Genomic DNA, 13,811 nt, shown 5'->3' with positions numbered 1-13,811 from the left:
ATGCTTTATCTAGACAACAGCTCAACGACACCTGTGTATCCAGAAGTACTTGAAGAGATGCTCCCCTACTTTCTTGAAGAGTTCGGAAATCCTTCGAGCAAATATTATTCACTGGCAGAAAACTCTAAAAATGCTGTTGAACATGCTCGAGAACAGTTAGGTAAATTTCTTAACTGTTCTTCTACCGAGCTGTACTTTACTTCAGGAGCGACCGAAAGTAACAACTGGATTTTAAAAAGTGTAAGTTCATCTTTACCAGATCATCAAGTGATTACTACGGTAGCTGAACATTCATCTAATTTGGAAATCGCAAAGTATTTGAATGAGCAGCTTAACATTCATGTTGAATACTTGTCAGTCGATCAATTTGGTAGAATCAATTTTTCTGAATTAGAGTCTCTACTAAAAAAACGCCCTACTTCACTCGTTTCAATCATCTGGGGAAATAACGAGTTAGGATCTTTAAATGACATTCAGAGAGCTTCTGAACTAGTTGCTCAATATGGTGCACTCTTTCACACCGATGCCACACATGTCGTCGGAAAGATGAGAATCAACCTGTCAGAACTTACGAACGTTCATTTCTTATCCGCTTCTGCGCATAAGTTCAACGGTCCAAAAGGTATCGGCATTGCTTATGTACAAAAAGATGAGGATGGCATCCCAAGGAAATTGACACCACTGATTCATGGTGGTGGTCAAGAACAAGGCATTCGAGGTGGAACACTTGCTGTTCCCTTAATTGTTGGAATGGGAAAGGCAGCAGAAATGCATCAGGCATCTCTTTCTAAGAACATTCAAAAATTGCAAAAACTTGAACACCAATTGGTTCAACTTTTATCTCAAAAATTCGGATCGAACATACGCTTCAATAGTGATCATACTGATAAAATACCGGGAATTGTGAATGTTCAATTTATCGGGATTAATAATGAAGTACTCGTGAAACAACTAGCGCCTGTCATGGCGGTCTCAACTGGATCTGCATGTAGCTCCAGTAAACCAAGCCATGTACTTCAAGCGATTGGATTAACATTAGATGAAGTACGATCATCCATTCGATTTTCACTATCATCAAACATTGAGTCAAAAGACTTAGAGATTTTCAAAGAACTGTAAGTAAACGACCGGCTTAAATTAAATTTAAGCCGGTCGTTTTACGTTCAAATATTATTAATTTTGAAGGTTTCAAGCATTTCTTCTCTTGGAATATCCTTTTTCCCATCTATAATAGATTGTCGGATTTCTTCAATCGAATACGATCCACCACTTATACCGTACTGTTCTGGTAAATTAAGCAACAGAATATCGTCATCAACTCGTTCAATAGATGAAGTTGTTTCTTCTGTTCTAAAAGAAACGACAACTCCTTTATTAAAGTATTCGGTTAGTTCATTTGAAATCTCATACTCCCCTTTCATCAATCTTTCGATGACTGAGAGTCGATCCTGCTCGAAGTCATAATTTCTCTCTCGCTCGCTCCACAACTTTCCTTCAAATAGTTTTTTAGCATTTGCTAAGAAGAGATGTGCAAAGAACATGCGATAGTACTGTTGAGAGAATGTAGTTTCTGTCTCACCCACACCCAATTCAAAATCGAAGAGAGATTTTGTTCGAACAACTTGGTTTCTCGCTTTATCTATGACATTACTCAAGTTTCTACCGATTTTCACTTCAATTGGATAGAAGTGCATTTTTAACTTACCGTCCGTTTCCTGCATCCCGATCAAAAGTAAATCGTCTGAATAACTACCTGATTTCCCTAACGCTTTCACAGTGAAAGGTGAATTTGCGTGGTTTAACCCGATTGCTTTCGCCACACGCAAAATTTCCTCAAGGGAAATCGGAACCCAAGTAATATCATCGGTTGTGAACATCGCCAATGAATACTTGACGGCTGCCAACAAACTGAATTTTTCACGACTCTTATGCACGTTACGTGCTGTTTCATTACTTAAACCTTGTTGAATCATTGAAAGTAACCATTCTCCGTTGATGACGTTGAACGTTTGAATAATTTCTTTAATACTCTCATCCGTATTCAAATCCGGTTTCTCATGATTCAAGTAATCTTTAATCACGGCTTGATATTGTGCTGTTTTCTTCGTGACGGTAATAGCATCATATCGGTAAGAAGACGACTGATCATTATAATGAATGATAATCAATTCATTATCCGGATTCCCTTGTTTAGAAGAAAAATAGCCTAAATCAACAGTAGGTTCAATTAATGTGACCCAGTGTGAACTCTCATAAATATTTTGCAACTTATAGCCGTCACGTGCATCTGTAATACTAGCCAGTGCTGTAACGCCATGTGCAAATGAGCTACTCCCGTTATCTTTCATGTGTACGTTTAATTCATTAAATGATTTGGCACATCGTAGTAACAAGTCATCTTCTTCAATTGCATAACCTCGAAGACCGAACCCCATGCTAAACTGACCATCTTTGACTGTTGGTGCAAGTGTCGAGTACAAGCCGTTCATGGCGTTACCACTCTTGATATACTCCATTTTGTCTGTGATGACTTGTTCTTCACCACTCATTTTATAGAAGCTGATATGAGCATAGTCAAAATCATTAAAGTGCTCATTTTGAATATGGTAGTGATTAATCAGCGACTGAATTTTCTCCGCTACTTCTTGAGGAGAGAGAATGAAGTTTTTAGGAATAAGTGCGTATAGATATTCAAACTGTTCCCAGTCATCATCCATAAAGTCTTTTGCTGCAAATTGATCGAAAGCACTTCGATATCGACCTGAATCGCAGTAAAGTCTCACTTCTACAGGAATGACTTCATCTCTGTTTTTTTCATAGCTATCTTTTAGTTGTCGGAAAATCCATTCAACAATGCCTTTTAGCACCATTTCATCATTACGAATTTCAATCACATTTAAATATAATGGTGCTCTAGCGACTTGATTTTTCTGATTAAAGAGTGACGTAAAATGATCGACAAACTGATTTAGCTTTTCTTTAACCACTTCGGATAAAAAGCGATCGGCTTCAGCGACAACAACTTCTTCTTTTGCTCGGAAAACCATCCATTCTGGCAAGTCTGATTGGGATTCTGCCTTGTAGGCTTTACCTTCAAACCATAGATATGGAGCTAGTGCATCGGCACGTAGACGTTTCAGTACACTTTCCGAGATTTCCTCTTCACCAAGTTGATTATTTAATTCTAACTGAAATGCAACATTCACTGGATGGAATGGAGTAAAGTAAACAATCTGTTCTTTTTGGTTAAACAGTACACCTAATCTTAAAATCGAATGCCCCACTTCAAACAATCGATCTGCTTCTTGAATCGATTCAATCGCCTTTACATACGCTTGAACGTAATTTAAAGCAACTCGTTTGTATTCATCGTCCCAGTAAGCCAACATGGGCACAGTTTTTTTAATTTTAAAGTGGTTCAAGAACAGATTATATGCTTCTCTTAATTCATAATATGGTCCGAATTCCAAATCAATAGGACTGAGGACGCCTGCCGAAAGAATAGCAGTCTGCATACTTTGATTGACCCATTCCATTTCGTAGTCCAAAAAGTCTTTATACTCGTTTTGTGGATAGTAAATTTGATTCTTCAAAATCAATTTCCCATCCGTACTAAGTACAATGGATGCTCGCTTTTCACGCTTTTCTTTATACAATCGGATATTTGGAATCGGGTGTGGCTTTGAAGCATCAACACTCAATTTAATATTAATTGGTTGCGATTCTCCAACAACTAGTTGCATAAACTGATCTTCTTCAAACAAATCCTGATCAAAGTGATACGTCACATTAGGTTCCTCTGATACTTTAACCAGAGATTGTTCTTGGAAAATAGGTTCGTGTGAGCCGTCCCCTAAACGTAACTCGCCTTCCTTATTACCGAGAGTCAGATATTCGGTATCATTCTCTTTTAAACGCTTCACTTCGTATGTTCCAGCGTAATCTTTAAGAACTTCACTAGAAAACGGGAAAATCATAATATTTAGCTCTGAATACAATGTATTTTCATTTTTCACTTTGTACTTCACAGTACATTGCGCAGTATTTTGAACTTGATTTGAAGTTATTGTCAAATTAAGATTGTTCGTTTTCACATTCGAAGTTACTTCAAGTAACGGATTACAATATTCAATTTTGACTTGCGACTGTTCTAAGCTCTTTCGAACACCTTTACCTTCAATAAGATATTTAAACTTTAAGCTGATTTCTTTTTCATGAGACGGATTAAAAATTGCAATGTAACGTATACGTTTTCCTGTTTTAGTCGTTTTATGTGGTCGATCCCACACCGCTACTGAAGAGTGATCATTAACATTTGTAACTTCCTCAAGTTCAAATACTTTTTTATTTTTTTCTGCTTTGAGTTTGATTACTTCTTGTAATGTTAATTCATTCCAGTGATCATGTTTAAGTTTATTGACACCTTGTTCGTTAAATTTTTTCGGTAATTGTGCTTCAGTCGTTTCATTGAAATGACTCTCTTGTACAAATTCATACAAATCTCTGTTCTCACGAAGTCGTTCACGAATCTCTTTTTTGGAGGACGTTTGGATAAACGAATCAAGCTCCTGGTCGTGGAAGAACCTTAACTTCAGAAAATCTTTTTTTGAAAGTTCTGTTTTTTGCATGAGGGAGAGAATTTCTTCAAAATCAAAGAAAGAAACTCCTTTAAATGAGTTAAACTCTTCTTCAATTTCCTGCAAGTGAAAATTAATCACTTCAACTAGTGCGCCCTTATTTTCAGACATTTGCTTAAGTTCATGCTTAAGTTCTTCTAAAATCTTTTGAGGATTTAATGGCATTCCTTCTTTTTGAAGATTTGCACCACCACCATCGATACTATCAAGTTGCCCGTGATAAATGACGAGTAATGAGCGATTTATTCCTTCTTCTTCTTGTTCACTAACCAAGTTTCGAAGTTTGACGAAAAAATCAGGTTGAATTCCTTCGCTTTGAGTAGCAATGATTAACTCACTTGTCCCGTAGTCAATCGTAATCGTTTCATATTCAGTAACTCCGTTTAACTTATATTCAAAAGCTTTAACCTGATCTTTCGCTTCCTTCTCGAGATAGTCTTTTAAATATTGAACATGACTCTCTTCTTCGAGTTGCAAAAAATACTTATCTCCAGGCTTAGGCGTATTTACTAAAAAATGGCCATTTATTTTTTTCGTAACATACTCATAAAATTGGTTTGACATACTGCGCCTCCCCACTATCGCTCTTCTTATCGATAACATTAATTTTTTCTAATAGTTGTAAAAGGGCAGTTGATGATTCATTATCAAAGTTGATGCCTCTTTTACTTAATCTTTCTAATAGTTCTACAAATGTGATTCGGTCATTTTTACAACTCACAGCGCACATCAGAATTAACATCTCCTGATTCAGAGACAATACATATCCAAGACGCCCACGACGCTTCGTAAAGTGCGATTTAGCAATATTTTTTGCATGATCTCCATAACGAGACTGTGCTTCTTTCGGAGTCGTCAGCTTCATCGCATTGAATAGTTGTTTAGCTGCTTCATTGAAGGTTTGAGTTTCATTCACATTATTCTCTAAACCTGCATAGGTGAGAATTCGCTCAGTCTGCAAATCAATATCTTTCAAAAATTGAACTTGATCAACATCACTAAGCATGTTGAAGTGTTGAAAAATTTCATCATACGTCATGATTTTAGATTTTTCATTCTCTAATGATTGGTTAATAGAGTTACAACTCAACTGAGCCATCGTCAACTCATGAACAAATAAATTTTCACTCGCACTCGTTAGCAGCCCCATACCCGAGTTCATTGTTTTTCTTCTTGATGTAACAGTCGTTTCGTTATGAATTGTGTAGTACATTTTTGATGGATGATTCCAGTTAGACGTCTCAAAGTTATTAATCTTTATTGTCGTTTGAGAAACAATAAAGTGTAGGTAATACTTCAATAAATTGTTAATTTCTTTCAAAAAATATTGCGGATGTTCTGCCAAATAGACAAAATCCTCACCTAATAGTTTTATTGGTAATGAAGAATAAAGGGCATGCTCTGCTTTATATTCTTTGTTCGTTAGATTCGGCAATAAATTTACAATCATTTTGTCTAACAAAGTTTCATTTTGGCCTGCTTTAAAAACCTGTTTAATCTTTTCGATTTGCACTTCATCTAACGCATGTTGCGTCAAATCCGCTAGAAAAGTACCTAACTTTTTCTTCGTCGCAGGATTGCCTTGGATGTACATGAACATACTTGGATGGGTAACGTTCAATCCTCCATCCCGTTGTAAAAGTAATTCACTAAAGAAAGTATGAATTTCATCTTCATGCTCCGGTTGATTCTCGACTCGCTCTAATACACCTTCTAAAAGAAAGTCCGTATTGAAAGACTTAGCTGACAGTTCTACATTCAGAAGTCTTCTAGAATAAGCACCGATTTCCTTTTCCCAATCGGAAAGAGCGTTTTTAATTGAATCACTCTTTCCTGTTGTGAAAGGGAGTATTTGATAAAAATTCGAAGTTTGTCGCTTCGTGATTTTTTTCCGACTTTTGTCTAAGACAATGACTTGTTTTTCATCGAAAATTTTCTCTGGTAATAATCTCATTATTTACACCTGCTTTCACAACTTACAATTTACTAAATACGATTTTTTCTTCATTACTAAATGGGTCGGCTTCTTGTTTTAAAACGAAGGTTTCTCCAGTTTGGACAACATAAATCAACACTTCTTCGTTGTTTGTATTGTGTGTGCGAATCGCATTTGCGAATTCACTGAATCGGATGGCATCATCGAAATCAATCTTAGAAGGTTGATATCCTTTATCTATTTTCGAAATCAAACTGAACATCTTATAATCGATTTCTAGCTTAATTCTTTGTTTGCGCTCACCCACTGCAAATTGAATAAATAAAGAGTTTCTGAATTGAACCACTTGCTCTTCATTTTTTATCGCCATACTGATTGGATCCAATGTAAAACTAACTGGTTTTGCTATACGATAACGCTTTGAAATTTTTGCATTCGTATCAAACAAATATTTTTTTTGATCTTTTTTAAATCCAAACCATAACATAAGTGCATTCTCAAATTTCTCGTAGAGAGTTTTAAGTTCGTATTTTTGACCAGTGTAATAAGCAAATAGATATTTTGAGAATGATTCAACCGTTGTCTGTGTAATATTCATTTCTCTCGGGTTAGACAAATACAGTAGTCTTAGTAATGATTGTGTGTACTCGGTAACCAATTCACGATCTAATAGATCAAGTTCATATGTTTGACGAGTCAATTCGTCAAATCTAGAGATAAACCCACTCACATCTGACTCTAAATTGATTTGAAGAATGATTTCATCTATCTCTTCGGAACGAGAAGCAACCGGATCTTCATTTCTTAGCATGATTGATATAGGTGAGTCATTTTGAGCTGTAAATATTTTTTGATGAAGACCGTGAATAAGTAACGTCTCAAGCACAATTTTTTGTTTACTAATATTAGTCCAATTTCCTGGAATCATAATTTCGTATATTAAGTTAAAAAATTGGCGCATAGATAAAACTGCTTTTTCTTTTAAAAGAGAACTTGCGATGATGTTTACGAAGTTGCGTCTCATTTGTTGATTACCCATAAGTAAAAAATTGCGGTGGATAATCGAATCGATTCCTCTCTTCACATCTTCTTGATAGGCCAAATAAAATGGGTTTTCTTCATTTGGATCGAACATCTTTGATAGAATGCCCATTAAGAAATTCGATTCTACGCCACCTTTAGTAAGTTCATACATTGGATAATCTGAGAAACTGACCATGGAAAAATGTTCATGTTGCGTTGCTTGGGAAATCTCATTCTCAAAAATACCTGATTGCTCAATATATGAAATCAATGAATTGAACGTGTAATGGTTGTCGAGTGAACTCGCGAAGTCATATAAAAACTTATGTAGTACGCCTAAGTTGATTGCCAGTACAAACTCTTCCGAACCCTCTTGTAAATGTTGATCAGAAAACGGAATTAACTTCTCAAGTAAAGTTTCCATTGCAGTTTTTCGCGGAGAAAGGCTTTCTGTCGCATCATTCCAGATTTTATTTTTATATCGATTCATTAATTCAGGTTCAGCAGATTGAAGATGTGAAAGAATATGCGATTTCCCATCTCCTACACTACCGATTAAAAGCGTTAACCGTTTTTGTGCAGGTTGTTGCAACATCTGAATCAATCTATTTTCGATTGGACGTTCTACGTGTAAGTATTGTTTTAAAGAACTTAATGGAAGTTCTGCACTTTCAACCGCCTCTTTTGAAGATTCATTTAGTCTGGACATCAGATTGTATAGATAACTATCACTATCTTTTTCAATTTGAGGTAAGAAATCAAATAGTTTATTTGATTCTTTTTTCTCCACACTTATTTTTTCAGTAGGTTCCTCTTTAGGTGAAACAGAACTGAGCGCTTTTAGTTTTTCCTCTAGTTGCGCTTCTAAGATTTTTAAAATATCATCATGCCCTCTGCCATTACTTTTTTCAGCTGGATGAGTAGGAGGAGCGTATCTAGGTATAGATGGTGGATTTTCATAACTAAGGACGTACGATTCTACAATGTTATATAAACTCGACCAGATTTTCGGGAGAATTTCGTGTGCCTCTTTTGTGAATAATTCATGGGCCGCACTATTTCCGTTCCTACGGACATAATGAAGATCTGAAGCTAATTCCCGGTCGATGATTTCTTCAGATTGCAACAAACGAATGTTATCGTTTAAATTGTATGTATTTTGCAAACCGCTCACTTCTAACCACTCATTCACGATTGCTTCAATCATTTTTCTGGCATTCAGAAGAGCAAAATCTGTTTCTTTAGAATAGTATTTATCTTCTACAATCTGTGCCAACTCTTCCGCTTTCGGATTAATTGGTTTTAGAAATGAGAAAAAATATTCCATGTCATTCATTCCTTTCAATCACCTTGATAACTTTTTTATTAACTATATTCTTTATTATATCTATAATAAGGGTATATGGTAGGTTTTACCTACTCCTATATATGATAAAGGAGCTATTATATGGATTCAACAATTCTATTCCCTTCTTTACCTAAATGGTTTACACCACGAGACTATCAAATTGACGCCATACAAAGATGGACTGAAAACGGATATCACGGTTTGCTGGAAATGGCAACGGGAACCGGAAAAACGCTGACAGCTCTCACAGCCATTACAAAGCGCTTTGAGGAAACCCAACGTTTAGCAGTCGTCATTCTATGCCCTTATCAACATTTAGTAGATCAATGGGCAAAAGATGCCGAATCTTTTGGAATGGATCCAATTCTATGCTATGGTTCAAAATCTCAATGGACATCACTCTTGTCCGGGAAAATTACTCAATATAATTTTAAAATAAAAAATTTTATATGTGTGATCACTACCAATAACACATTTAAAAATGCTCATTTTCAAGCTCATCTCAGTCGAATATCCGATGGTGGAATGATTGTTGCAGACGAGGCACATAACTTAGGTACAAAACAATCTCTTCAGTCACTTCCACCAACATTCAAAAATCGATTAGCACTGAGCGCTACTCCAGTAAGACACCATGATGATATCGGAACGGAACAGTTATTAAATTATTTTGGTGGGTCAATATATAAGTTTACTTTGGAAGAAGCGATTAAAAAAGGGTTTTTGACAAAGTATTATTACTACCCTCACCTAGTCTCTTTAACAGAAGATGAACTGGAAATTTATCATGACCTTACGAATAAAATTTCGAAATTAATTAACCTATCTGATCAACAATCAATCGAAGCCACTGGAAATAACACTGGTGCATTAGAGATGTTATTAATTAAACGAGCTCGATTGATTAATTCAGCTCAACAAAAAGATATTTTATTGAAAAAACAGCTCAAAATGCAAGAAACGCTTAACCATACAATTGTCTATTGTGGCGACCATTCAAAGGATGATCAACGCCATGTAGATCACATTGCACAATTTTTACATGACGATTTGAACATATCAGCGAAAACCTTTACGTCAACTGAATCAAAAGAACTACGACAGACGCTATTAAAGGAGTTTTCTGATAATACGATTCAAGCACTTGTCGCGATCCGTTGCCTAGATGAAGGCGTAGACGTTCCTTCTGCTGAGACCGCTTATATTTTAGCTAGTACGACGAATCCAAAAGAGTTCATTCAACGTCGCGGACGAATTTTGCGAAAACATCCTGGGAAAGAATATGCTTATATTCATGATTACATCGTCATTCCACGACCTCTGACAGAAATTGATTTACTAACAGATAAAGAATTTAATATTGAACGTCGATTATTGATGAATGAGCTAAAGAGGGTAAATGAGTTCGCATCAATATCTGAAAACCATTATCAAGCACTTCGAATTTTAAATCCGATAAAAGAGGCTTTCAATCTTGTCGACCTATAAACTAACGAGAGGTGATCGTGATGAATTCAAATCAATCAAACAGCGAAAATGATGTATATGCATTACTAAGCGAGTTGTCAGAAACAGAACAGCAAATTCTACAGAATATTATTCGTTTAGAAAAAGACTACTTAGATAAAGAAGGTTCATTTACTGCTGCGCAATTACCCGATGAATTTTCTAAACTAATTAAAAAGGAGTACATCTGACATGATTCTTAAGCAAGTCATCATTGAAAACTTCCGCCAATACTACGGGCAGAATACGATTGAATTTGCACATGGATCAGGAAAAAATGTTACTGTCATCCATGGCGAAAATGGAAGCGGTAAAACAGCATTACTCACAGCTTTAATTTGGGGATTTTATGGACGAGAACTCAAATTACCGAACCCTGAATCTATTTTTAATAATAAAGCTGTGCAAGAGAGCACAAAGAATCAAGAAGATTTGATTACAGCAGTACAAATTAAATTTGAACATAATGATTATGAATACGTATTACGACGTACTTTACACGCAAAATTTGATCATGAGCACAATATTCTTAATCTGCCTAAAAACAAGACAATCAATCAAAAAATCGAATTGACCAAACGCAATATCGATACGAATCAATCCACAAAAATTAAAGATATTTCATACGAAATTAATCGCATTTTGCCATATAAATTGCATACCTTCTTCTTCTTTGATGGTGAACGAATGGATCATCTAGGAAAGAAAGAGGCATATACTGAAATTCGTGATTCAATTAAACGAATGATGGGATTAGAGTTATTTGATAATTCAATCGAGCATTTAAGCAAAACCATTATTAAACTTCGTGATGAGGTATCCAAAAACGTCAAAAGTGAATTAAGTGATAAATACTTGCGCATAAATCAACTTGAAGATGAAAAGATTAAAAAGAAACAAGAACTCACTGAGACACGACAAGAACTTGCTGCTGCTCAGAGTGAATTAAAAAGTATAGAAAATGCATTACGTAATGGGGAAGAAACAAGAACCTTTCAGGTCACGCGAGATCATCTAATTGAGTCAATTACAGAAACAAAAAATGCCTTTGATGAGAAACTAAAAGAGTTGAGAATCCTACTATCTCGGTCAAGTCATTTAGCTTTTTCAACCTTACCAATCAAAAGATTTCAGCGGATTGCTCATACAAATGACCAAAGTACGATCGAAAAATTGATTCATCCTGATTTAATCCCGACTTTACTATCAAACGGGAAATGCTTATGCGGACACGAACTTGAGACGACAACAATCGCATCTTTAGAAGAAGTTCAACAAGAGGTCATAAATCTATCTAGTTCAAAAAATGAAATGGACCAACTTTATTTCCAATTAAGCGGATGGGAAGTTGCTAGAACTCATTTTTACACAGAAATCAAAAGGCTTGTTGGTGAGCGTGAAGAATTAAGAGAAACACTCAGAGGTTTGGAAGAGGAGTTACGAGAAATTGAAGAACGTATGAAAGCCAACTCTCGTAATATCGAAAATTCATCTAATCTAATTGAAAGAGAATCATCAGTTCGGACTGCAATCGTAAAAGCAGAGGCGAATATAGAAAATTTAATCCGCTCCATTGACGACATCTCAAAAGAAGAAGATCTCTTAAATAAAGAAGTTAGTAAACTGACTAAAGCAGAAGAAAGACAGTTAAAACTCCAACTTGCTTTGGAGTCTGCTACAAAAGTAAAAAACACTTTGATTGGTCTATTAAAACTGAGAGAGTCTCAAGTGAAAACTGAATTGGAAGAAAAGATTAAGCTCACCTATTCTCAGTTATTACGAAAAGATTATCCAATCTCGCTTACTGATAATTACGAACTCCTCGTTTCAGATGTAAACGGAGGTAGTATCGGTTTATCACAAGGAGAATCACAAATTACGAGCCTTGCTTTTATCGGAGCCATTGTTGATTTAACACGAGAGTATAAAGACAAAGAAAAGGGCCATGCTTTAGATGAAGATTTGAAACTAGGAAATATTTTCCCTCTTGTAATGGATTCTCCATTTGGAGCACTTGATGCAGATCATCGGTCTCGTGTGGCAACGAATTTACCGAAGCTATCTGATCAGGTAGTTGTCATTGTATCTACTTCACAATGGCGTGGAGAAGTAGACGAAGCTATTAATCATCGGATTGGAAAGTCATATAAATTACTCAACTACACCAATGGGGATACAGGAGAATACACTGAGATTGCGGAGGTAATGTAATGGCAAAACGTTCTGTGCGTCGGGATAGCACGCAAGATCATATGTACGCAACGTTAAAAGAAGATGCTCAACTATTCGAAACTTATAAAGATGCTTTTATGGCCGCTTTGCTGTTTGGTTATAGCAATGAACGAAGAAAAAAAGTAAAGCCAGGTCCTGAAATTTTGTTAGGCATTTTTTCAGAACAAGATTTACAACTCATGAAATTGATTATGCATTTAGAAAATACATTTGAACGGTTCTCAGTCGACAATGATTCTGAGGATGAATCAGAGGTGACACTCGAAAACTACGAGATTATCGAGGAATATGCTGCGGGAGGATTAGATGCTCTTTATCAAGAGCTAGAAATCTTCTTGAGCGATCCAGAGTCTGCACAAAATGCTTATTTAGATTTAATGATTGAATACGAAAACAAAAAGTTCAATACTGAAGATTTAATCAATGAACTTCCATTTAATTAATATTAGCCGCCTACAAACTTCTCACTTATTTGTAGGCGGTTTTTTCATTCTAATATTTCTTCCAAAAATAACCCTTTATCGAATCCACCTTTAAGTTCTCGTTTGTTTCTTCGAATTACCTCTAGCTCCTCGAAGGATGCACCATGCATTTTACCAAGTGCATAAGCCAGCTCTAATATATCCGCTAACTCCTCTAAACATTCCTCATCAATATTTGCATCTTCATATTCTTTTAACTCTTCATAGAGCTTTAATCTCGCCTGCTCAAACTTCTCAGCTTGATTCAAGTGTTTAACGATCACTCGTTTCCCCTCTGCCTGAATTAACTCCGGCACACGATCACGCACTAATTTATTATAGTTCATGATTGCTTCCTCCTACTCCACCACCTCAAACGCCTTCACATACGCCACATGATCCAACATCACAATCAACTCGTCCTCAAATTGTACGAATCCATCGCTCGCATGCCGAAACGATTGGTAAATCGACTCCAATGCCTCATATCGTGTATCAGCTTCCACCATATACGTCAGTACTTCTTCATTGATTAAATGAAATTCGATTTCGAATGATTTCATCTTCTCTCCTCCTCACTCTTCTATACCCGTTCCCCATTCGAAAAAAATACAGCTATACATTGGAATGTTTTTCCTCTAATCTGAAAATAGTCAGAATATTACGTC

At 35.9% G+C, this 13,811-nt stretch carries 10 protein-coding genes; 5 read left to right on the top strand and 5 right to left on the bottom strand.

Annotated features, from left to right (window positions below; all coding sequences use genetic code 11):
* Positions 1–1,119 carry a cysteine desulfurase family protein gene (locus KNO86_RS08515; protein WP_214695185.1) on the top strand — a complete coding sequence of 373 codons (1,119 nt, stop codon included), beginning with the start codon at positions 1–3 and terminating at the stop codon, positions 1,117–1,119.
* A gap of 44 nt (positions 1,120–1,163) precedes the next feature.
* Here KNO86_RS08515 and dptH read toward each other — a convergent pair whose 3' ends face one another.
* Genes dptH through dptF form a run of 3 tightly spaced genes read right to left on the bottom strand, consistent with a single transcriptional unit; the run spans position 1,164 to position 8,932 of the window.
* On the bottom strand, positions 1,164–5,201 hold the full coding sequence (gene dptH / locus KNO86_RS08510) for a DNA phosphorothioation-dependent restriction protein DptH (protein ID WP_214695183.1): 4,038 nt from the start codon (positions 5,199–5,201) through the stop codon (positions 1,164–1,166).
* Complete coding sequence (gene dptG / locus KNO86_RS08505; protein ID WP_214695182.1) at positions 5,182–6,591, bottom strand: DNA phosphorothioation-dependent restriction protein DptG; 1,410 nt, start codon at positions 6,589–6,591, stop codon at positions 5,182–5,184. Before dptG ends, dptH begins: the two co-directional genes overlap by 20 nt.
* 22 nt (positions 6,592–6,613) lie before the next feature.
* Positions 6,614–8,932, bottom strand: a complete 2,319-nt coding sequence (gene dptF / locus KNO86_RS08500) for a DNA phosphorothioation-dependent restriction protein DptF (RefSeq protein WP_214695180.1) — start codon at positions 8,930–8,932, stop codon at positions 6,614–6,616.
* Between the two features lie 111 nt (positions 8,933–9,043).
* Here dptF and KNO86_RS08495 point away from each other — a divergent pair, with 111 nt between their 5' ends.
* The 4 genes from KNO86_RS08495 to KNO86_RS08480 are packed head-to-tail and all read left to right on the top strand — an operon-like array spanning position 9,044 to position 13,125.
* Positions 9,044–10,432 carry a DNA phosphorothioation system restriction enzyme gene (locus KNO86_RS08495; protein WP_214695178.1) on the top strand — a complete coding sequence of 463 codons (1,389 nt, stop codon included), beginning with the start codon at positions 9,044–9,046 and terminating at the stop codon, positions 10,430–10,432.
* Positions 10,433–10,452: 20 nt separating this feature from the next.
* Entirely contained in the window at positions 10,453–10,641 is a 189-nt protein-coding gene (locus KNO86_RS08490) for a hypothetical protein (RefSeq protein WP_214695177.1), read from the top strand.
* A gap of 1 nt (position 10,642) precedes the next feature.
* Positions 10,643–12,661: an AAA family ATPase gene (locus KNO86_RS08485; protein WP_214695175.1), complete on the top strand. Its 2,019-nt coding sequence runs from the start codon at positions 10,643–10,645 to the stop codon at positions 12,659–12,661.
* On the top strand, positions 12,661–13,125 hold the full coding sequence (locus KNO86_RS08480) for a hypothetical protein (protein ID WP_214695173.1): 465 nt from the start codon (positions 12,661–12,663) through the stop codon (positions 13,123–13,125). Before KNO86_RS08485 ends, KNO86_RS08480 begins: the two co-directional genes overlap by 1 nt.
* 44 nt (positions 13,126–13,169) lie before the next feature.
* On the opposite strand, the gene KNO86_RS08475 is transcribed toward KNO86_RS08480, so the two are convergent.
* Entirely contained in the window at positions 13,170–13,490 is a 321-nt protein-coding gene (locus KNO86_RS08475; protein WP_214695171.1) for a nucleoside triphosphate pyrophosphohydrolase, read from the bottom strand.
* A 12-nt stretch (positions 13,491–13,502) separates the two neighbouring features.
* On the bottom strand, positions 13,503–13,706 hold the full coding sequence (locus KNO86_RS08470; RefSeq protein ID WP_214695169.1) for a hypothetical protein: 204 nt from the start codon (positions 13,704–13,706) through the stop codon (positions 13,503–13,505).
* Positions 13,707–13,811 lie beyond the last annotated feature (105 nt).

It is taken from the genome of Exiguobacterium sp. s160, assembly GCF_018617575.1.
Lineage (GTDB): Bacteria > Bacillota > Bacilli > Exiguobacteriales > Exiguobacteriaceae > Exiguobacterium > Exiguobacterium aestuarii_A.
Note: the sequence above shows the minus strand (reverse complement) of the source record. Positions and strands in the feature narration are given on the sequence as shown.

What these genes read in the sequence shown, in the direction of transcription:
- KNO86_RS08515 (WP_214695185.1), top strand. Translation starts at nt 1, where the DNA reads ATGCTTTATCTAGACAACAGCTCAACGACACCTGTGTATCCAGAAGTA.
- dptH (WP_214695183.1), bottom strand. Translation starts at nt 5,201, where the DNA reads ATGTCAAACCAATTTTATGAGTATGTTACGAAAAAAATAAATGGCCAT.
- dptG (WP_214695182.1), bottom strand. Translation starts at nt 6,591, where the DNA reads ATGAGATTATTACCAGAGAAAATTTTCGATGAAAAACAAGTCATTGTC.
- dptF (WP_214695180.1), bottom strand. Translation starts at nt 8,932, where the DNA reads ATGAATGACATGGAATATTTTTTCTCATTTCTAAAACCAATTAATCCG.
- KNO86_RS08495 (WP_214695178.1), top strand. Translation starts at nt 9,044, where the DNA reads ATGGATTCAACAATTCTATTCCCTTCTTTACCTAAATGGTTTACACCA.
- KNO86_RS08490 (WP_214695177.1), top strand. Translation starts at nt 10,453, where the DNA reads ATGAATTCAAATCAATCAAACAGCGAAAATGATGTATATGCATTACTA.
- KNO86_RS08485 (WP_214695175.1), top strand. Translation starts at nt 10,643, where the DNA reads ATGATTCTTAAGCAAGTCATCATTGAAAACTTCCGCCAATACTACGGG.
- KNO86_RS08480 (WP_214695173.1), top strand. Translation starts at nt 12,661, where the DNA reads ATGGCAAAACGTTCTGTGCGTCGGGATAGCACGCAAGATCATATGTAC.
- KNO86_RS08475 (WP_214695171.1), bottom strand. Translation starts at nt 13,490, where the DNA reads ATGAACTATAATAAATTAGTGCGTGATCGTGTGCCGGAGTTAATTCAG.
- KNO86_RS08470 (WP_214695169.1), bottom strand. Translation starts at nt 13,706, where the DNA reads ATGAAATCATTCGAAATCGAATTTCATTTAATCAATGAAGAAGTACTG.